The organism is Staphylococcus caprae, assembly GCF_002902725.1.
Taxonomy (GTDB): Bacteria; Bacillota; Bacilli; order Staphylococcales; family Staphylococcaceae; genus Staphylococcus; species Staphylococcus caprae.
The window spans coordinates 92,863-111,628 of record NZ_PPRT01000043.1 but is presented as its reverse complement, the minus strand read 5'-3'; the positions used below and the strand labels follow the sequence as shown (position 1 = coordinate 111,628).

The window sequence follows — 18,766 nt, the reverse complement described above, 5'->3', positions numbered from 1 at the left end:
AAATTAAACACCACTTAAAAAATAATAAGTATTACAATGTGTTTTATAGAAAGTAAAGGAGGAATTATTGTTTTGATAAACTCTAATTCGAATAATGAAGATACGAAAGTTCAACAAGGAAAAACATATCATTTTTTCCAACAAGCTTTAACATTAGCTGCCGTCTTACTTATTGCTAAAATTATCGAATCATTTATTCCGATTCCAATGCCAGCTTCAGTGATTGGTCTCGTTTTGCTATTTATCGCATTATGTACTGGCATCGTCAAACTAGAACAAGTTGAAACAGTAGGAACAGCACTAACGAATAATATCAGTTTCTTATTCGTTCCAGCTGGTATTTCAGTAATCAATTCTTTGCCTATTTTAAGCAAGAGCCCAATATTAATTATATTATTGATTATTATTTCTACTATCTTGTTACTCGTCTGCACTGGTTTCGCCTCTCAACTCTTAGTGACGAAATCATTATTCCCTTCTAGAGAGAAAAATAAAGAAACGAGTCAAATCGGAGGTTAAACAATGATTGAACATTTAGGAATCAATACACCCTACTTTGGAATTTTACTGTCCTTAATTCCATTTGTGATTGCTACATATTTCTATAAAAAGACGAACGGGTTCTTTTTATTAGCACCTTTATTTGTTAGTATGGTTGTGGGGATTGTATTTTTAAAAGTAACTGGCATCAGCTATCAACAATATAAAGTTGGTGGTGACGTTATTTTCTTCTTCTTAGAGCCGGCTACAATTAGTTTCGCTATTCCGTTATATAAAAAACGTGAAGTATTGAAAAAATACTGGCTTGAAATCTTTGGTGGCATTGCAATTGGAACAGTGAGTGCACTGATGCTCATCTACCTAGTAGCTAAAATATTCCAATTTGGTTCACAAATTATTGCATCAATGTTACCTCAAGCTGCAACAACAGCTATCGCCTTACCTGTATCTGAAGGTATCGGCGGGGTTAAAGAATTAACGTCGTTAGCCGTTATTCTTAATGCGGTTGTGATTTCTGCGCTAGGTATTAAAATAGTTGAACTATTTAAAATTTCTAATCCTATAGCGAGAGGTTTAGCATTAGGAACAAGTGGTCATACGTTAGGTGTCGCTGCTGCTAAAGATTTAGGAGAAACGGAAGAATCAATGGGGAGTATTGCCGTAGTTATCGTAGGTGTTATTGTGGTAGCTGTTGTGCCTATACTCGCACCCATCTTACTATAAAAAATTTATATCATGAGGTTGAGACATAATTAATTGTCTCAGCCTTCTTCAACATATTGGCAGTAGATGTCTGAATTGAAAGTGTGCTTACATCAAGCTTCTTTCAATCCTAGCCATCCTTGCCGGGGTGAGACAACGAAAATAATTTTGATAAATTATATTTCTGTCTCACTCCCATGATAATAGCTCCTAAAATGAAGTTTTGTAATCACTTCTTTTAGGAGCTATATTTTGTATTAAGTATTCATTTTTTGATATTAGCTTAATTTTTGAACTTGGTGTTCTTGTCCTTTATTTTTACGGGTTGGGTCTAAACGTTTTTCTAAGAAACGTAAGCCAATATCTATAATAATAGCTATTAATGCGATTGGAATGGCGCCAGCTAAAATGAATGTTGTACCATCAGTGGAATTCGTACCGCGAATAATAATATCTCCGAGTGTCGGTGCCCCGATAAATGAACCGATAGCTACAATACCAATGGCTACGACCAGCGCAATTCTAATTCCTCCAATAATTACCGATAATGAGAGTGGTAATTCAATCATACGGAGTACTTGGTTACCTGTCATCCCCATTCCTTTGCCAGCATCTTTAATATTGTCATCTACTTCAACAATACCTGTGTACGTGTTTTTAATAATAGGAAGTAATGAATATAGGAATACGGTCACTACCACTGTCGTTGGTCCAAGTCCCATTGCTAACATTAAAATGGCTAACATCGCAATGGCTGGTACAGTTTGAATAACATTTGCAATTGTTATGACGATCCATGATAAACGTTTATATTTCGCTATAAAAATACCAACCGGTATACCAATAATACATGCAAATAAGACGCCATACACTGACATCAATAAATGCTTAAAGAATAACTCTAAAAGGAAGGCCCAGTTGAGAGAATAATACTCTAATATTGAATGTAATAAATTACCTTTCATTATTGTTGACCTCCTTTTTCATCATCAAAATAATGATGTTTCTTCAGATACTCTTCTGCAATCACTGCTGGTTCTTTCCCTTTACCATCTGCTTCATAATTTAATTTCTGCATTTCTTTCGTCGTAATTCTACCTTGTAATTTTTTCAAAGCTTTATCGATTTTTGGATTATCTTTCACAAGTTTTTCTGTAGCTAAAGGACTACCATCATATGGTGGGAAGAATTTACGATCATCTTTTAAGATTTTCAAATCATAAGCAGCGATACGACCATCAGTAGAATAACCAACTGCTACATCTAACTTTTTATTTTTAAGTGCATCATATACAAGTCCAATTTGCATAGGACGTGCACTATCAAATTTAAATCCATAATCTTTAACGAAAGCAGGATAACCATCTCCAGCACGGTTCATCCATTGTGTATCCATACCTAAACGTAATTTGTCTTTATACTTTTCTAAATCGGACACTTTTTCTAAATGATACTTTTTAGCAGTTTCTTTTGTGACCATAAATGCATAAGTATTCGCAAAACCTAAAGAATTGTAATATTTTTGGTCATATTTCTTCTTAAACAAACGTTGTGTTTCTGACATCGCTTTTTTAGGATCTTTAGTCGGTTTCGCATTAAGTACACTCGTAAGTTCTGTGCCAGTATAACGAACCGCTGACATATTAACATCTCCACGTTGCAACGCATTATGTTGGATAATACTAGATCCTAAGTTACCTATTAAAGTTGGCTTAATTTTACCTTTTGTTTCATGTTCAATCATTAACTTTTCCATATTAGCTATAATCTTTGTTTCACTTGTTTCAGTTGTTGTAATTTTGACATCATCTTTTGCATTGCCATCACCAAGGCCTGGTAAACTACATCCAGATAATACTAAGAGAGACAATGCAATGAGAATAACTGTATATTTCAAATGTTTCATCAATGACGTTTCCTCCCTTTTTAATTATCTAGATACTTTAAGACCTTTAGGCACTACCCACTTTTCAACTAATGAAAGTAAAAAGTCGACGATTAATGCTAAAAGTGTAACCAAAATTGCTGCACTAATAATCATAGGTGGTTGATAGAGATTTAAACCATTAAATACAAGGTCACCTAAGCCACCTGCACCAACGTAACTAGCAAGTGTAGCCCAACTAATGACGTACACACTTGAGAGACGTATACCACTGATAATTAAAGGCAACGCAAGTGGTAACTCCACATCTTTCATTAACTGCATCTTAGTCATTCCCATACTTTGACCTGCTTGAATGACGTTTTTATCAATATTTTTCACACCTAATACTGTATTATTTAAAATCGGTAATAATACATAGATAAATAAAGCTACAATTGCGGGTGTTTTACCTACACCGAAAATCGGAATCATAATAGCTAACACTGCGAGCGTAGGAATTGTTTGAAGCACCCCTGCGATTGTTAACACAACATTGGCTGTACGTGTCGTTTTAGATAACAAGATGCCTATAGGTACTGCTACAACAATTGCGATGAGTAACGCAATAATAGAAATATAAAAATGTTCTATCGTTTTTGATACAAGTTGACCGCCATACTCATGGAAGAATGCACCCATTATTGATCAACTCCCGTTTTCTGAGTATCGTGAGGCTCGTTGGCTCCTTTATGTTGTAACTCCGATTCTTGCGCAATATTCTCTTCTTGCTCTTGTTGTACACGATTGTGGGAACCATTTTCAGAAGAGGTCTCAGCCTTAGTAGTCTCACTTTCGTCTTCACCCCAGATAGAATCGTAAACGATATCTACTAAGTTGGCGCGGGTAATTAAGCCAATGAGTTGATTATGATCATCGACGACTGGCACATTTCTTACATTACGTTTAAGAATGGTACGCACAGAATCTTGCAATTTCGAATCTATATGTACTTTATATACGTCACGTTGCATTGTATCGATAAGTTCTTTACCTGTTCTTAAACCTTGATTAATGTCTTCGATATCTAAGAACCCTAGCAACGTGTTGTGATTATTCACAACGAAAATCGTATCTACACGACGTTGTCTCATCACATTAACCGCATCATTTAATGAATCATCTGCATGAACAGTTACCGGCTTAATCATGGCACCTTCTACTGTCTTCATGTTCGGACGATCTTGAATAAGACGATTTTGACCAATGAAATCTTTAACGAAATCATTAGCTGGATTTCTTAAAATATTATCTGGTGTATCGTATTGAACGACTTGCCCTTTTGACATGATACAAATTTTATCTGCCAATTTGATGGCTTCATCCATATCATGTGTGACGAAAATAAATGTTTTACCTAATTTTTGTTGCAATTCTTTAACTAAATCTTGTAACGTGTCACGAGTAATTGGATCCAGTGCTCCGAACGGTTCATCCATTAAAATGATGTCTTGTTCAGCAGCCAGTGCACGTACGACACCGATACGTTGTTGTTGACCACCTGATAATTCTGCAGGATAACGATCCAAATATTCTTCAGGTAAATCTACTAATTTAATTAATTCTTTCGCTTTAGCATCTTTCTTTTCTTTAGACCATTTTAAGAGTTTAGGTACCAAAACAATGTTCTCTCTAATAGTCATATGTGGCATTAATCCGATTTGTTGAATGACATAACCAATACTTCTACGCAATTCAACAGGATTCATATTACGCACATCTTTCCCATTCATCGTAATTTGGCCGTCAGTTGCCTCAATCATACGATTAATCATACGTAAGGCAGTCGTCTTTCCACTACCACTTGTCCCAATAAATGCGATAAATTCTCCTGATTCAATATCCAAAGAGATACTATCAACCGCTTTTTTATTCCCTGAATAAATTTTGGTTAAGTTTTTGATACTTAACATAGTTGTGTTCCCCTTTCTTGTGGTTAAAGTAACGAAGCTCATTTTCAAAAATAAAAGACCTCAAGAGCAGTTGTTAAACAAATAGTTTCATAAGTTAAACAAGAGCGCAGAGGCCTTTGCTTTTAAAATTTTAAATATGTAATCATACACGAGTAATAACAAAGCTTGCTCAAAACTGTACACTCATGGGCTGGCTTGAACTTCGACCGTTACATAACTATATACCCTATATTATTTTATTAAACATTGCTCACGGGCACATAGTAACAATTTTTTAAGTTAAAGTTTTTATAAAAAGGCAATGATATCTATATTTATAACATTGGAAAATTAATTTTCAGTGAGAAAAAATAGGAAATTAAAATTTCGTGAATTATTTCACATAATTTTGTCATAAACTATTGAAATCCCATAATAATAGTATTATTCTCAAAGTGTAATAAGAATTATTACGCTAATCAAAAGACTGAAGAAGTTTCGGATGTCAAATTTACAATTGAGGGGTTGTTAAATATGAAGGCAGCAGTCTGGTATGGACAAAAAGATGTACGTGTAGAGGATCGCGAACCTAAAGCATTAAAAGATAATGAAGTTCAAGTGAAAGTATCATGGACAGGTATTTGTGGCACAGACTTACATGAATATTTAGAAGGACCTATTTTCATTTCAACAGACAAACCCGACCCACTATTAGGTCAAAAAGCACCTGTGACGTTAGGTCACGAATTTTCAGGTGTAGTAGAAAATGTCGGTAAAGACGTTACGCGTTTCAAAAAAGGTGACCGTGTTGTTGTAAATCCTACAGTTTCTAAACGTGAAAAAGAAGAAAACATCGATTTATATGATGGTTATTCATTTATTGGTTTAGGCTCAGACGGTGGATTTGCTGAATTCACTAATGCACCTGAAACAAATGTATATCATTTACCTGATAATGTAACAGCACGTGAAGGCGCACTTGTAGAACCAACTGCCGTTGCAGTACAAGCAGTTAAGGAAGGCGAATTATTATTCGGTGACACTGTCGCAGTATTTGGAGCAGGACCAATTGGTTTATTAACTGTTATCGCAGCGAAAGCGGCTGGCGCAAGTAAAATCTTTGTCTTCGATTTATCTGAAGAACGTTTAGAGAAAGCGAGAAGCGTTGGTGCAACACATACCTTCAATTCTGCAAATGTAGACCCAGTGAAAGCAGTTTACGAACATACTGACAATGGTGTAGATGTATCATTTGAAGTCGCTGGCGTAGGTATTACATTACAACAATCTATCGAAGTGACACGTCCTCGAGGCACATCAGTGATTGTGGCTATTTTCGGTCATCCGGTAGAATTTAACCCACTACTACAAATGAATAAAGGTGTTAAATTAACAACTACAATTGCTTACACACCTACAACGTTCCAACAAACTATCGACTTAATCGCAAACGGTAGCTTAAATGTTAAAGATGTAGTTACTGATGAAATTGAATTAGATAATATCGTTGAAAGTGGATTTAATCAACTTGTAAATGACAAATCTCAAGCTAAAATTTTAGTACGTTTGAATGGCGACCAAAAATAATTCTATACGAATTTAGAGTGAAATAAAAAGAGTGAACAAGTTGGAATCTGTTCACTTAGAACTGTCGATAAAGTCTTTGGCTTTATCGACAGTTTATTTTGATTCGGGTTGAGTCGATGTGATTTTGTCGTACTGTCGTACTTTAGATAAATTCCGTTTTATTTATCTTGCATACCTTTTCCATTTAAAATATGTTCCACATACTTTTCAATGCGATTAATACGTGTTTGACTGCGTTTTGCTTGTGAGAAATGGTACAGGTATTGATGTTGTCGTCCAGGTGTTAGCTGATAAAAAGCTTCTTTAAGTTGTGGATTTTCTGCAAATTTCTGTTCTAATTCTTCAGGTACTTCATAGTCTTCATTTTTCTTCATCTCAACTTTTTTACCTGCTTTTTCAGTTTTAGTTGCTTCATTTAAATAATATTAAATTTCTTCTTCGCGATTTTTAATTTCATCTAAACTTTCGAATCGTAGTTGACGTGCTGCTTGTACTTTTTCAGTTTGTTGAATTAATGTCCCATATTTGTCTTCTAATATGGCACCTTTATGGAAGAGAAGCGCCACATAATGTTTAAAGCCATGAATGAGAACCACGTTCTTTCCATTTAATGTATAACACGGGTGCATCCATTTATAAGTTTCTTCAAGTTCTGTATCTTGAAAAATTAAATCTCTAAGAAATTGATAACATTCTTGCCATTGACTATCTTTATTCAAAAATTCTTCTACTTTTTCATTTTTTTGTTTATTCACCATTATTTAATCTTTCCAATCCTTTTATTTAGTATTAAAGCCTATTATATAATTAATTTTCAGAAAAATCGAATTATGCAAAGTTTATTAAATTTATACAAATACACAATTTGACTATTAAATAATCTAGCGTATAATTGTAGCGTAGTAATTTGTTGAATTTTTCAGCATATAAAAAGGAGTAATTATGGAAAAAAATAATAAATCGAAAAGTAGTAAGATTAACCTCTCGCAACTCGTCTTACTAGGACTTGGTTCTCTTATCGGTTCTGGTTGGTTATTCGGTGCATGGGAGGCTTCATCTATCGCGGGTCCAGCCGCCATCATTTCTTGGATTATTGGTTTCGTAGTTATTGGTACGATAGCTTACAACTATATCGAAATCGGAACAATGTTCCCTCAATCAGGCGGTATGAGTAACTATGCACAGTATACTCACGGATCACTACTTGGATTCATTGCAGCATGGGCCAATTGGGTTTCACTCGTAACAATTATCCCAATTGAAGCTGTTTCTGCTGTACAGTATATGAGTTCTTGGCCTTGGGACTGGGCTAAACCTATGGGAGCTTTAATGAAAGACGGTTCCATCAGTACGATTGGTTTATTTGCCGTTTACATCATTATCGCAATCTTCTCACTTTTAAACTACTGGTCAGTTAAATTATTAACTTCATTTACAAGTTTAATTTCAGTATTTAAATTGGGAGTACCTTTATTAACAATCATTATGTTAATGATTTCAGGATTTGATACAAACAACTATGGTCACTCAGCAAGTACGTTCATGCCATATGGCAGTGCACCAATCTTTGCTGCGACAACAACATCAGGTATCATTTTCTCATTTAATGCATTCCAAACAATCATTAATATGGGTTCTGAAATTAAAAATCCTGAGAAAAATATTGCACGTGGTATTGCGATTTCGCTTACATTAAGTGCAGTATTGTATATCATTCTTCAAAGTACATTTATTACTTCAATGCCAAGTTCTATGATTCATGAACATGGTTGGAATGGTATCAACTTCAATTCACCATTCGCGGATATGGCAATCTTATTAGGAATTAACTGGCTTGCAATTTTATTATATGTTGAAGCCGTAGTATCTCCTTTTGGTACTGGCGTATCATTCGTCGCAGTTACTGGTCGTGTCTTACGCGCTATGGAAAAGAATGGTCATATTCCTAAATTCTTAGGAAAAATGAATGAAAAATATAATATTCCTCGTGTTGCCATTGCATTTAACGCGATTGTAAGTATGATTATGGTTACATTATTCCGTGATTGGGGTACATTGGCAGCTGTTATTTCTACTGCAACACTCGTTGCATATTTAACAGGTCCAACAACAGTTATTTCATTACGTAAAATGGCACCTAAGATGACACGTCCTTTCAAAGCGAATATCTTAAAATTTATGGCACCATTGTCATTCGTTCTTGCGTCACTTGCAATTTATTGGGCAATGTGGCCGACAACTGCAGAAGTTATTTTCATTATTATTTTAGGTTTACCAATTTATTTCTTCTATGAATATAAGATGAATTGGAAAAACACTAAAAAACAAATCGGCGGTAGTTTATGGATCATCATTTATCTTATCGTTCTAGCCTTCTTATCATTCATAGGAAGTAAAGAATTCAAAGGTATGAACTGGATTCATTATCCATGGGATTTCTTAGTGATTGCAATCGTCGCATTAATCTTCTATCAATTAGGTACGACAAGTTATTTCGAAAGTATCTACTTCAAACGTGCTAATAAATTGAACAAGAAGATGGGCGATAAATTAAGAAAACGCCGTAGAAAAGCAAGACATAAAGATTGGAAAGAAAGAGACCGCCAAGAACAAAACAACTAAATCACATGACCTAACGCTCGAGATCAATGTCTCGAGCGTTTTTTAATGTTACTATTTAAAATAAGATCATTAAGGAGATGAAGAGATGGTAGAAGTTAACGTTAAGGGTGGAACGATTAAAGGAATCAGTGATGGTCAAATTGATAGATTCTTAGGTATCCCCTATGCACAACCATTCAATGCAGCTTCACGTTTCAAACATTCTCAATTGAACCATGGAATCGGCAACTCAAATATTGATGCAAGGAAGGTCCAACCTATTCCACCTCAACCTTATAATGCGCTTGAAGATTTCTTTTCAACTCAACAAAATGGTTTTAACAGTTTTATACAAAATGAAAATTGTCTGTATCTCAATATATGGAGAAAAAGTTGTAGCAGTAAGATAAAACCCGTAGTTGTTTATTTTTACGGGGGTGGATTTACGCAGGGCCATGGAACAGCAGAGTTATATAATCCTTACCATATCGTTGAAAAAGAAGATATCATTGTCATTACATTTAATTATCGCCTAGGTGCATTAGGCTTTCTAGATTGGTCAGCGCTAAACCCTCAATTTGATTATAACAACGGGCTTTCTGATCAGATGAATGCTTTAAAATGGGTGCATCATTATATTGAATACTTTGGTGGTGATCCTAACAATGTGACTTTAATGGGACAATCTGCAGGGAGTATGAGCATCCATGCTTTAATGCAAGTACCTGAATTAGATACGTATTATCATAAAGTTATGTTGTTAAGTGGTGCGTTATTTAATGAAACTAAAGAGAACGCTCAATTAAAGGCGAATCATTTTTTGACGTTGATTAATACCTATTACCCAGGAAAATCTCTTGAATCTCTTACTCACGAAGACATCTTACGTCTTATGGAATTACATGAATCAGAACGAGGTAAATCGAGAAGTCTAGATTTAATTTATCGCCCTATTCAAAGCCCTATAATGACAAGAACGATAGATGACTTTCCGAAACCAGTATTTATGAGTTTTACAAATTCTGAAGGTGACATTTATATTGAAAATGAATCAAGAACACTCTCACCTTCACGTTTTGTTGAAGTAATGAAATTGTATGATATTGAAATCTCTGAAATAAATGCACGAACTGCACAACAACAAAGAGAGCTCATCACTCAATACTACTTTAAAGAACCAACAATCGACCTTTTACAACATATACATACACCTCATAAATGGCTCGCACGTTTTGATTGGTGCCGTCCGAATAGTACACATTTTAAAACTGCTTATCATATTCTCGATATCGTGTTTTGGTTTGGCCATTTAGATATTTTAACTACAAATCAATATGACATCATTAAAAGTGATATAGACTTAAGTCAGCGCATGATATCAGATTTAGCATATTTTGCAAGATATAGTGAAATGCATTGGTCTCCGTATCAACGTGATACGCAATCTACTTTTATATACAAATAAAACTGGTACGCTCATCTTCTCTATTCATGAGCGTACCAGTTTTTAATTTTTAGCATAATGAATATTCTTTAAAGTTAAAACAACAATCAGGCCTAATAATCCAATAATTGCACTTGTATACGTCACAGCTTGAACGGATAAATGTGACATGACTAATCCACCAACGATGCCACCAAATCCAATTCCCGCGTTAAGACTGGACATATTCCAACTCATAACCTGACTCGTATCACCTTCAACATGTTCAATGATACCGCTTTGAATAGCTGGATTCGTACTCCACTGCATAATATTCCAAATAAATAACCCAATCAGTAATATCACAGTTCCAGCTAGAATTTGATTTAATATAAGCATCATGATGATGAATATCGATACTGAGATGATTAACCATCGCTTACTTGTAATCTTATCTGAAAAGACACCACCAAGTGATGTGCCAATGACACCCGCAACACCGTTAACGAGTAATGCGAGAGAAACAAATGACAATTCATGTCCCTTAGATAATATCAATGGATTGATATACACAAATGTCACTGAATTTGCTACAAGCACGAGAAATGTGATAATGAGATATTTTACTATTTCAGCAGGTCTTAAAATACGTGATGGTGTTTGCGTTTCATTTTCAGAAGAAGGATTGGCATGTGCTAATTCATGATCTTTAGGAAGATACAACATCATTAGTAAACCAACTACAACACTGACCAGCATAATAAATAAGAACGTGAAACGCCAACCACCCCAGTCGCCTATCATCGTTCCAATAGGCACACCAAATACATTCGCACCACTAAATCCAGTATAAACCACGCCTATCATCTTGCCTCTATTCTTAGGTTTAGTCAGCATGGCTGTAAGTGCTAAGACTTTAACGATGATTAGCGACGCTGCTGCTGAAGATAAAATTCGTCCAACCACTAGAATTGGGAAATTTGGCGCAATCGCAATAATACCATTACCAATAATAAAGACGAATAACGTCCACAATAAAACCGGTCGTACTGAAAATCGGTTTGTCAGCTTCACTAAAATTGGACCACAAATTGCGAACGTGAGGGCGTACATCGTAACGAGCTGTCCAATGACCGCCTCTGAAACATGAAGATCTTGACTCATCAAATTCATAATTCCAGCAACCATCATTTCGACCATTCCCACAATAAAAACACTCAATATAAAAGTTGCAATTCGCACAATAGACATAATTAATCTCCTTTCTCAAAAAATAGATTGTCTTAGAAAGATTTGTAGCCAAAAATAAAAACAGCTACAAACTATTTTAAAGATTCGTAACTGTTTCATTATATAATATAAAATTCATTTTTGGTGTGAAAAAGTTTATATAAACCTGTAGACAAATTCTTAAAGATTAATCATCTTCTTTAACATCTGCGGTTCTTGCGATGAGTTGGTGTCGTGCATTAAAGAATTGTCCGTAACTCATGTAAGTTGCGATTAATGCTGACATAATCGTTGCGGTTGTATGTATAAATACAACTAACAATTGGAATTTAATAGCCTGCAAAGGTGGTACGCCCCCTATAATCAAACCAGTCATCATACCAGGAATTGAAACAAGACCATACGTTTTAACTGAATCAATTGTAGGAACAATAGCTAAACGTATACTTTCTCTAATAGAAGATTTAGATGCCAACTTAGGTGTAGCAGCAAGAGTTAACTTCGACTCTATACCTGAAATATCCTGAACAAATGCTCTATCTAAATTCTGATAAGCTAGGTTAATCGCAATTAAGCCATTATTCGCCAACATTCCTCCGATTGGAATGACTTCGTTAGCTGTAAACTTAATCGCGCCTGTAGCAATCGTACCCGCTAATGGTAATGCAGTACCTACAAAGATGGCTACGAATGAAATCCAAAACACATGATGCATCACTGGTGAAGCACGACTAATTGTATTCCATGATGCATTAATAATTATCACTAACACACAAATCATTAATAACCATTTTTCATTAATTTTGAAAATATAATGTAGTAAGAAGCCTAAAATTATTAATTGTATAGCAGCTCTTATAGTAGCTATAACTAAATCTTTAATAATATGTAAGCCTTCCTTGTACGAAATAAATATTGGAATTAATAATAACAGTGCTGTTAAACACAATGCTGTACTACTCATGCCCGCTCAACTCCTCATCATTCGAAATTTTACCATCAGTGATTGTAATCCTTCTTTGAAAATGACGCATACTTTGGTCATCACTATGAGTAATCCAAAGAATCGCTATCCCCTTTTTAGCGAATTTAAAAATAATCTTTTCGATGTTTTCTTTATTTTCAGTGTCTAAAGCACTTGTTGACTCATCTAACAGTAAGACTTCAGGTTCATACATAAGTTGACGTGCAATCGTAATTCTTTGTCGTTCCCCACCTGACATGTGTTCTATCTCAGCATCTAAATCATAATTGCCTAAACCTACTTGATTGATGAGTTGCTTTGCCTTTTCCTTATCAAACTTATCCCCTCTTGCTTCACAAGGAAATTTCATATTATCTTCAATAGTTGAGCCAATCAACTCACTCTGTTGCATAAGATAACTTACACGAGATCTTAATTCTTCTGGAGAGTATTCTTCGTACAACTTATCATGCAAATAGAGTTTCCCTTTTGTAGGGCTAATTAAATTGTTAAGCTGTTTTAACAACGTACTCTTCCCACTTCCAGAAGGCCCAATGATAGCAATCGTTTCTCCTTTTTCAATATTAAGGTTGATGTCGTCTAATATTGTTCGCTTATCCGCTTCATATGTAAGATTTTCTACTTTTAATAGCAAGACTAACGCTCCTTTCTCTGAACCCATTCATATTTATATTCCCTAATATAAGATTTTTAACTAGAGTCATTAAATATTTATATTTTCTGATTATTTAATTTATCTTGAAAATAAAAAAGCACACGCCTCAACGTGTGCCCTCACTCTATAAAGTAAATACCATCATAATAAATGATATTGTATTAATCGTCATATGCATAGTAATTGTAGTAGCAAGGTTCCGACCACTAAAGTGATATGCGGCAACGATACCTGTCGCAATAATTAAGTATGGTCCTATTTCAAAAGGTGATTTCGCATCAATACAATGTACGCCCGCAAATACAACGATAGATATCACGTACGTCACACCATACGTCAGTTTCTTACCTAATTCGTGAATCAGTAAATGTCTAAATAATAATTCCTCTACAAATGGTGTAAGAATTGCGATATCAATATATAGAAATGGAATTAACCATCCATGCGTGAACATTTTCGCTATTTCTTTATTATTTTCAGTATCTTCAAATTGGAACCTTTCTGGTAAAAATTCCATAGCGTATCCATATAATGCACTGAATAAATAAATGAGTACGATTGTGCCTATAATTAATATAATATGTTTTCTAAGTGCTTTAAAACGAGATATCGCAATGGGTACAATTGTTTTACGATGCATAAGATAAAAAGATAATAGGAAAAGTAATTGTCCTATTATTGTACAAACTGATGTCGCGTTCATAAAGTAGTCAAATAGATATTTCTCTGATAAAAGCGGATTTAATGCTCCCCAAAAAATAGTAATTAAAAATCCTAGTATTATCGGTAATACCATGTACGAAAATACATAAATTGGGATTAACCAAAAATCTCTTTTAACTATTCTTTTTGAAGCAAATTCATTATTAAATGAAGGATAAGCTTGATGATGTTGTTCTTGTGATTCGCTAACCATTTCATACTCCTTTTATTTTTTATAAGACAAAATGTTTATATAGCATTTCTATAAAAATGAGCAATTGAATGCTCGCCTGAAAAATATATGCTGAAGCTAGATTTTCACCTGATTTCACATAAATATATGTCGCCCCGCTCGCAATTAACAAATAAGGTATCAATTCAAGTACGGATGCCATATCGTAAACATGAACCAATGCTTCTGCAACAATTGAAACAGCAATCGCTAATTTTTTATTCAATTTCTTACCTAGTTCATGAATAACAAGGTGACGATAAATCAACGCTTCAACCATTGGGCGTAAAATAACCATTGAAATAAATGTGAAACCTATTGCGATAGGATGTAAAAATAAGCCTTCCACGCGACGTTCATATTGTGTCGCATTATAATTCAATGACAGTGGTAAGAATTGTACTAGCCACTCAATAAGTAACATTAGCACAAATACAATCATCACCACAATAACGATGCGATTTACATGCTTTTTGGCAAAATAAAATTGTCGGCGTGCAACATTCGCAATATACCGTTTATGTATAGCATAAAATAAAAATAAGACTAAAAATTGTGCTAGTACAAAACTGATACTTAATGAAAGATTATAAAACCACTCTGGCGGTGCATGTTGTGTAAGCATCGCAGTAACGCCAAGTGTTCCGAAAACAATGATAATAGGTATGATACTTTGAAAAATGATAAATGCGGGTATGAGTATGAAGTCTTTTTTGACTATATGATTACTTCCCCATAACGGCGTAAGTTGTTCTTTCTTTGTCGACTGTTGTTCTCTATTCATAGTTCACCTCTAATCATCCAATATCATTACATTACCATTTAAATGTACTTAAGTAATAATTTCAATCTAATTTTTAAAATAATTTTACTCTCTTTCATTGTAAAACGCATACATTGTTGTATCATAAAACTATATAAATTGTTTTAGGGGGAATGTTTATGTCTTTATTGACTACGATGCAATTTATAGTCAATATCATTATCATGGTTGTGCTATTAAGCGTCGTTATTATAGGGTTAATCTGGCTATTTAAAGATAAAGGTCAAGATCAACATAGTGTACTTAGAAATTTTCCTGTTTTAGGACGTATTCGTTATATTTCTGAAAAAGTCGGTCCTGAACTACGACAATATTTCTTCGCTGATGATAATGAAGGAAAACCATTTTCAAGAAATGATTATAAACACATTGTGCTTGCAGGTAAATATAACTCTCGAATGACGAGTTATGGTACTCAGACTGAGTATAAAGATGGATTCTACATACAAAATACAATGTTTCCACTTCAAGCAACTGAATTACATGTCGATAATCCAGACTTAATTTCAACATTTTTATACAAAATAGAAAATGAAAGATTATTTAGTCGTGATGAACACAGAAAAAGATCAGAAATTGATCCTTTCTTCTTATCAGATGAACATGCAATTGTATTAGGAGCTGAGCTCAAACATCCATTTAAGATTAAACGTCTCGTCGGTCAATCAGCGATGAGTTATGGTGCCCTAGGAAAAAATGCCATTACTGCATTATCTAAAGGCTTATCTAAAGCAGGCACATGGATGAATACAGGTGAAGGCGGCCTTTCTGATTATCATCTTAAAGGTGATGGTGATATCATTTTCCAAATTGGGCCTGGGCTTTTCGGCGTGAGAGATAAGGAAGGACGCTTTAACAAAGACATGTTTTTACAATTGGCAGATCGTAAAAATATTCGTGCATTCGAATTAAAATTAGCTCAGGGTGCTAAAACGCGTGGTGGCCATATGGAAGGCAATAAAGTCACAGAAGAAATCGCTAAAATTAGAAATGTTAAACCACACGAAACAATTAATTCACCTAACCGCTTCGACTTTATAAATAATCCAGAAGAATTACTTAACTTTGTACAAAATATTAAAGATTTAGGTCAGAAACCTGCAGGATTTAAAATTGTCGTAAGTAAAGTTGAAGAAATTGAAAGTCTTGTAAAAACAATGGTAGAACTCGATATTTATCCAAGTTTTATCACTGTAGATGGTGGCGAAGGTGGTACAGGGGCTACCTTCCAAGAACTTGAAGACGGCGTTGGTTTACCTTTACTAACTGCCCTTCCAATTGTTTCAGGTATGTTAGAAAAGTATGGTATCAGAGATAAAATTAAAATTTTCGCTTCAGGTAAATTAATTACACCAGACAAGATCGCTATCGCATTAGGATTAGGTGCGGATTTAGTTAACGTCGCAAGAGGCATGATGATTAGTGTAGGTTGTATTATGAGTCAACAGTGCCACCTTAATACATGTCCTGTAGGCGTAGCAACGACAGACCCTAAAAAAGAGAAAGCACTTATCGTAGATGAGAAGCAATACCGTGTGACGAACTACGTGACAAGTTTACATGAAGGATTGTTTAACATCGCAGCGGCTGTCGGCGTAACAAGCCCTACTGAAATTTCAGCAGATCATATCATTTATAGAGAACTTGATGGCGCTACACAAAAAATAAAAGATTATAAACTTAAATTAATTTCATAAATAAAAAGAGTGCGGTGATTCAACTGAAACATCGCACTCTTTCTATAACTATAGGTTTATTGTATAACCTATTCTTCATCATTCATTTTACTTTTTTCTTTTAGACCATTACGTTTGAGCTGTTTAACAATTTTATGCATACTCACATGATCATCTTTAACAGCCTTAGCAGACTCAAATCCTAAATTTTTCTTCAATTTATCAACGTCTACGTCTTTATAATCAATTTCAATATGCTCTACAGCCTTTTGATCTTTGTAATCAACCTTGTATGTCACACCTTTAAGACCTTTAAACGTTTTCTCATCTTTCTTAAATATCTCTTTCGCTTGTATCTTATCAATGCCTAAATCGTCGTACTTCAACGTTCCAATCGTAGACTGCTTAAGTACTTCATCATCTTTATATGTCAGTGACGTAATGATGTTTTTACCATTGACATCGCCTTCATATGTCTTCGTACGTTCTTTACTACATGCTGTAAGTGCAACAGTACTTAAGACTATCACTACTAAAAGTGAAATCACTTTTTTCATTGTTGTCGCCTTCTCTCGTCTATTTTTCTTATATAAATTATACCACCTTCCCCTCGAATATGTTACTTATTCACTCCATTCATTTTTTCGGAAAATTAAATTCAAAACATCACAAACATAAATAGCAATTCTCACAAATGTTATACTATATTCAAAGACTTATTATTGGAGGCAATGGTTATGCCAGAATCTAAAGCATTACTCAAGTCATTAACCGATGTTAATGGCATTGCTGGACATGAACAGCAAGTAAAATCATTAATGAAAGACTATTTAACACCTGTGAGTGATAACATCATTGAAGACAATTTGGGTGGCATTTTCGGGAAAAAGAACGCTCAAAATGGCTCAAAATCTTTAATGATTTCCGGCCACTTAGACGAAATTGGATTTATCATAACTCAAATTGATAAAGATGGCTATATTTATTTCACGCCTATCGGTGGTTGTTGGAACCAAGTGATGTTATCTCAAAAAGTAACGATCACTACTGAGGATGGTAAAGAAATTAGAGGTCTCATAGGTTCAAAACCGCCACATGCACTTACACCTGAAGAACGTAAGAAACCCGTTGAAATTAAACATATGTATATAGATATCGGTGTGGCAAGTAAAGAAGAAGCTAAAGCAGCAGGCGTAGAACTTGGCAATATGATTACACCTTATAGTAAATTCGAAACGCTAGCGAATGAGCAATATTTAACTGCGAAAGCGTTCGACAATCGTTACGGTTGCGCATTAGCTGTAGACGTTCTCAACCGTCTTAAAGATGAAAGCATTGATATTAACTTATACGCTGGCGCAACAGTTCAAGAAGAGGTTGGTTTACGCGGCGCCAAAGTTGCGGCCAATCTTATCAAGCCAGACTTAGCCATCGCAGTAGACGTTGGTGTGGCCTTCGATGTTCCAGGTATGACAAATGAAAAGAACGAAGGTAAATTAGGCGATGGACCACTTGTAATTATGATGGACGCCACTAGTATTGCCCACGATGGTTTCCGTAAACATATTAAATCGGTAGCTCAAGCTCACAATATTCCTGTTCAATGGGCTACAACTCCAGGTGGTGGAACGGATGCAGGTAGTATTCACGTTGCCAATGAAGGTATACCAACGATTACAATAGGTGTCGCCCTCAGATACATGCATTCTAATGTTTCAGTTTTAAACACGGATGACTATGAAAATTCTGTCCGTCTTGTAGCAGAAATTGTCCGTTCACTTAATGATGAAAGTTATCAAGCATTAATGTGGTAATTCAAATTAATTAAGGAGG

17 protein-coding genes and 1 pseudogene are annotated in these 18,766 nt (G+C 34.8%); 7 read left to right on the top strand and 11 right to left on the bottom strand.

The genetic code is table 11. The features are described 5' to 3' along the window. Positions 1-72 precede the first annotated feature (72 nt). The gene (gene lrgA / locus CD155_RS09580) at positions 73-519 is read left to right on the top strand and encodes an antiholin-like murein hydrolase modulator LrgA (protein WP_037541652.1); all 447 of its coding nucleotides are present in this window, start codon (positions 73-75) and stop codon (positions 517-519) included. 3 nt (positions 520-522) lie between these two features. Next, a complete protein-coding gene (gene lrgB / locus CD155_RS09575; protein ID WP_002444173.1) occupies positions 523-1,224 on the top strand; it encodes an antiholin-like protein LrgB in 702 nt (233 codons plus the stop codon). A 257-nt stretch (positions 1,225-1,481) separates the two neighbouring features. Here the strand turns inward: lrgB and CD155_RS09570 are convergent, their stop codons facing one another. From CD155_RS09570 to CD155_RS09555, 4 genes are read right to left on the bottom strand one after another with little or no spacing between them, the layout of a single operon-like run. Continuing rightward, positions 1,482-2,168: an ABC transporter permease gene (locus tag CD155_RS09570; protein ID WP_002444175.1), complete on the bottom strand. Its 687-nt coding sequence runs from the start codon at positions 2,166-2,168 to the stop codon at positions 1,482-1,484. Next, a complete protein-coding gene (locus CD155_RS09565) occupies positions 2,168-3,109 on the bottom strand; it encodes an osmoprotectant ABC transporter substrate-binding protein (protein WP_103213192.1) in 942 nt (313 codons plus the stop codon). The genes CD155_RS09570 and CD155_RS09565 overlap by 1 nt, the downstream gene beginning before the upstream one ends. Positions 3,110-3,133: 24 nt before the next feature. Continuing rightward, entirely contained in the window at positions 3,134-3,769 is a 636-nt protein-coding gene (locus CD155_RS09560) for an ABC transporter permease (RefSeq protein ID WP_002444179.1), read from the bottom strand. Then, a complete protein-coding gene (locus CD155_RS09555) occupies positions 3,769-5,040 on the bottom strand; it encodes a betaine/proline/choline family ABC transporter ATP-binding protein (protein ID WP_103213191.1) in 1,272 nt (423 codons plus the stop codon). The genes CD155_RS09560 and CD155_RS09555 overlap by 1 nt, the downstream gene beginning before the upstream one ends. A gap of 513 nt (positions 5,041-5,553) precedes the next feature. Here CD155_RS09555 and CD155_RS09550 point away from each other — a divergent pair. Continuing rightward, positions 5,554-6,606 carry a 2,3-butanediol dehydrogenase gene (locus CD155_RS09550; RefSeq protein WP_002444182.1) on the top strand — a complete coding sequence of 351 codons (1,053 nt, stop codon included), beginning with the start codon at positions 5,554-5,556 and terminating at the stop codon, positions 6,604-6,606. Positions 6,607-6,764: 158 nt separating this feature from the next. Here the strand turns inward: CD155_RS09550 and CD155_RS09545 are convergent. After that, a pseudogene (locus tag CD155_RS09545) lies at positions 6,765-7,364 on the bottom strand (YdeI/OmpD-associated family protein). A 184-nt stretch (positions 7,365-7,548) separates the two neighbouring features. Here CD155_RS09545 and CD155_RS09540 point away from each other — a divergent pair. Both CD155_RS09540 and CD155_RS09535 read left to right on the top strand, forming a co-directional pair. Next, positions 7,549-9,228, top strand: a complete 1,680-nt coding sequence (locus tag CD155_RS09540; protein WP_002444186.1) for an APC family permease — start codon at positions 7,549-7,551, stop codon at positions 9,226-9,228. A gap of 85 nt (positions 9,229-9,313) precedes the next feature. Then, positions 9,314-10,672 (top strand): carboxylesterase family protein, encoded by a 1,359-nt coding sequence (locus tag CD155_RS09535; RefSeq protein ID WP_103213190.1) that lies wholly within the window; start codon positions 9,314-9,316, stop codon positions 10,670-10,672. Between the two features lie 42 nt (positions 10,673-10,714). Here the strand turns inward: CD155_RS09535 and CD155_RS09530 are convergent, their stop codons facing one another. The 5 genes from CD155_RS09530 to lnsB all read right to left on the bottom strand — a co-directional run bounded on the left by CD155_RS09530 (position 10,715) and on the right by lnsB (position 15,218). Continuing rightward, the gene (locus CD155_RS09530) at positions 10,715-11,881 is read right to left on the bottom strand and encodes an MFS transporter (RefSeq protein ID WP_103213189.1); all 1,167 of its coding nucleotides are present in this window, start codon (positions 11,879-11,881) and stop codon (positions 10,715-10,717) included. 166 nt (positions 11,882-12,047) lie between these two features. Further along, positions 12,048-12,824 carry an ABC transporter permease gene (locus tag CD155_RS09525; protein WP_070830205.1) on the bottom strand — a complete coding sequence of 259 codons (777 nt, stop codon included), beginning with the start codon at positions 12,822-12,824 and terminating at the stop codon, positions 12,048-12,050. Next, a complete protein-coding gene (locus tag CD155_RS09520; protein ID WP_172605808.1) occupies positions 12,817-13,479 on the bottom strand; it encodes an ABC transporter ATP-binding protein in 663 nt (220 codons plus the stop codon). The genes CD155_RS09525 and CD155_RS09520 overlap by 8 nt, the downstream gene beginning before the upstream one ends. A 145-nt stretch (positions 13,480-13,624) precedes the next feature. Beyond that, a complete protein-coding gene (locus CD155_RS09515) occupies positions 13,625-14,416 on the bottom strand; it encodes a CPBP family intramembrane glutamic endopeptidase (RefSeq protein WP_103213187.1) in 792 nt (263 codons plus the stop codon). A gap of 19 nt (positions 14,417-14,435) precedes the next feature. Next, the gene (gene lnsB, locus CD155_RS09510; RefSeq protein ID WP_103213186.1) at positions 14,436-15,218 is read right to left on the bottom strand and encodes a CPBP family lipoprotein N-acylation protein LnsB; all 783 of its coding nucleotides are present in this window, start codon (positions 15,216-15,218) and stop codon (positions 14,436-14,438) included. Between the two features lie 158 nt (positions 15,219-15,376). On the opposite strand from lnsB, the gene CD155_RS09505 reads away from it, so the two are divergent. Continuing rightward, positions 15,377-16,954: an FMN-binding glutamate synthase family protein gene (locus tag CD155_RS09505; protein WP_103213185.1), complete on the top strand. Its 1,578-nt coding sequence runs from the start codon at positions 15,377-15,379 to the stop codon at positions 16,952-16,954. Between the two features lie 68 nt (positions 16,955-17,022). Here the strand turns inward: CD155_RS09505 and CD155_RS09500 are convergent, their stop codons facing one another. Continuing rightward, the gene (locus CD155_RS09500; RefSeq protein WP_103213184.1) at positions 17,023-17,490 is read right to left on the bottom strand and encodes a YehR family lipoprotein; all 468 of its coding nucleotides are present in this window, start codon (positions 17,488-17,490) and stop codon (positions 17,023-17,025) included. 180 nt (positions 17,491-17,670) lie between these two features. Between CD155_RS09500 and CD155_RS09495 the strand changes: the two genes are divergently transcribed. Next, positions 17,671-18,747 carry a M42 family metallopeptidase gene (locus tag CD155_RS09495; RefSeq protein ID WP_103213183.1) on the top strand — a complete coding sequence of 359 codons (1,077 nt, stop codon included), beginning with the start codon at positions 17,671-17,673 and terminating at the stop codon, positions 18,745-18,747. Positions 18,748-18,766: the final 19 nt, after the last annotated feature.

Excerpts from the sequence above, each read along its gene's own strand:
- lrgB (WP_002444173.1), top strand. The coding sequence starts at position 523 with ATGATTGAACATTTAGGAATCAATACACCCTACTTTGGAATTTTACTG.
- CD155_RS09570 (WP_002444175.1), bottom strand. The coding sequence starts at position 2,168 with ATGAAAGGTAATTTATTACATTCAATATTAGAGTATTATTCTCTCAAC.
- CD155_RS09565 (WP_103213192.1), bottom strand. The coding sequence starts at position 3,109 with ATGAAACATTTGAAATATACAGTTATTCTCATTGCATTGTCTCTCTTA.
- CD155_RS09560 (WP_002444179.1), bottom strand. The coding sequence starts at position 3,769 with ATGGGTGCATTCTTCCATGAGTATGGCGGTCAACTTGTATCAAAAACG.
- CD155_RS09555 (WP_103213191.1), bottom strand. The coding sequence starts at position 5,040 with ATGTTAAGTATCAAAAACTTAACCAAAATTTATTCAGGGAATAAAAAA.
- CD155_RS09550 (WP_002444182.1), top strand. The coding sequence starts at position 5,554 with ATGAAGGCAGCAGTCTGGTATGGACAAAAAGATGTACGTGTAGAGGAT.
- CD155_RS09540 (WP_002444186.1), top strand. The coding sequence starts at position 7,549 with ATGGAAAAAAATAATAAATCGAAAAGTAGTAAGATTAACCTCTCGCAA.
- CD155_RS09535 (WP_103213190.1), top strand. The coding sequence starts at position 9,314 with ATGGTAGAAGTTAACGTTAAGGGTGGAACGATTAAAGGAATCAGTGAT.
- CD155_RS09530 (WP_103213189.1), bottom strand. The coding sequence starts at position 11,881 with ATGTCTATTGTGCGAATTGCAACTTTTATATTGAGTGTTTTTATTGTG.
- CD155_RS09525 (WP_070830205.1), bottom strand. The coding sequence starts at position 12,824 with ATGAGTAGTACAGCATTGTGTTTAACAGCACTGTTATTATTAATTCCA.
- CD155_RS09515 (WP_103213187.1), bottom strand. The coding sequence starts at position 14,416 with ATGGTTAGCGAATCACAAGAACAACATCATCAAGCTTATCCTTCATTT.
- lnsB (WP_103213186.1), bottom strand. The coding sequence starts at position 15,218 with ATGAATAGAGAACAACAGTCGACAAAGAAAGAACAACTTACGCCGTTA.
- CD155_RS09505 (WP_103213185.1), top strand. The coding sequence starts at position 15,377 with ATGTCTTTATTGACTACGATGCAATTTATAGTCAATATCATTATCATG.
- CD155_RS09500 (WP_103213184.1), bottom strand. The coding sequence starts at position 17,490 with ATGAAAAAAGTGATTTCACTTTTAGTAGTGATAGTCTTAAGTACTGTT.
- CD155_RS09495 (WP_103213183.1), top strand. The coding sequence starts at position 17,671 with ATGCCAGAATCTAAAGCATTACTCAAGTCATTAACCGATGTTAATGGC.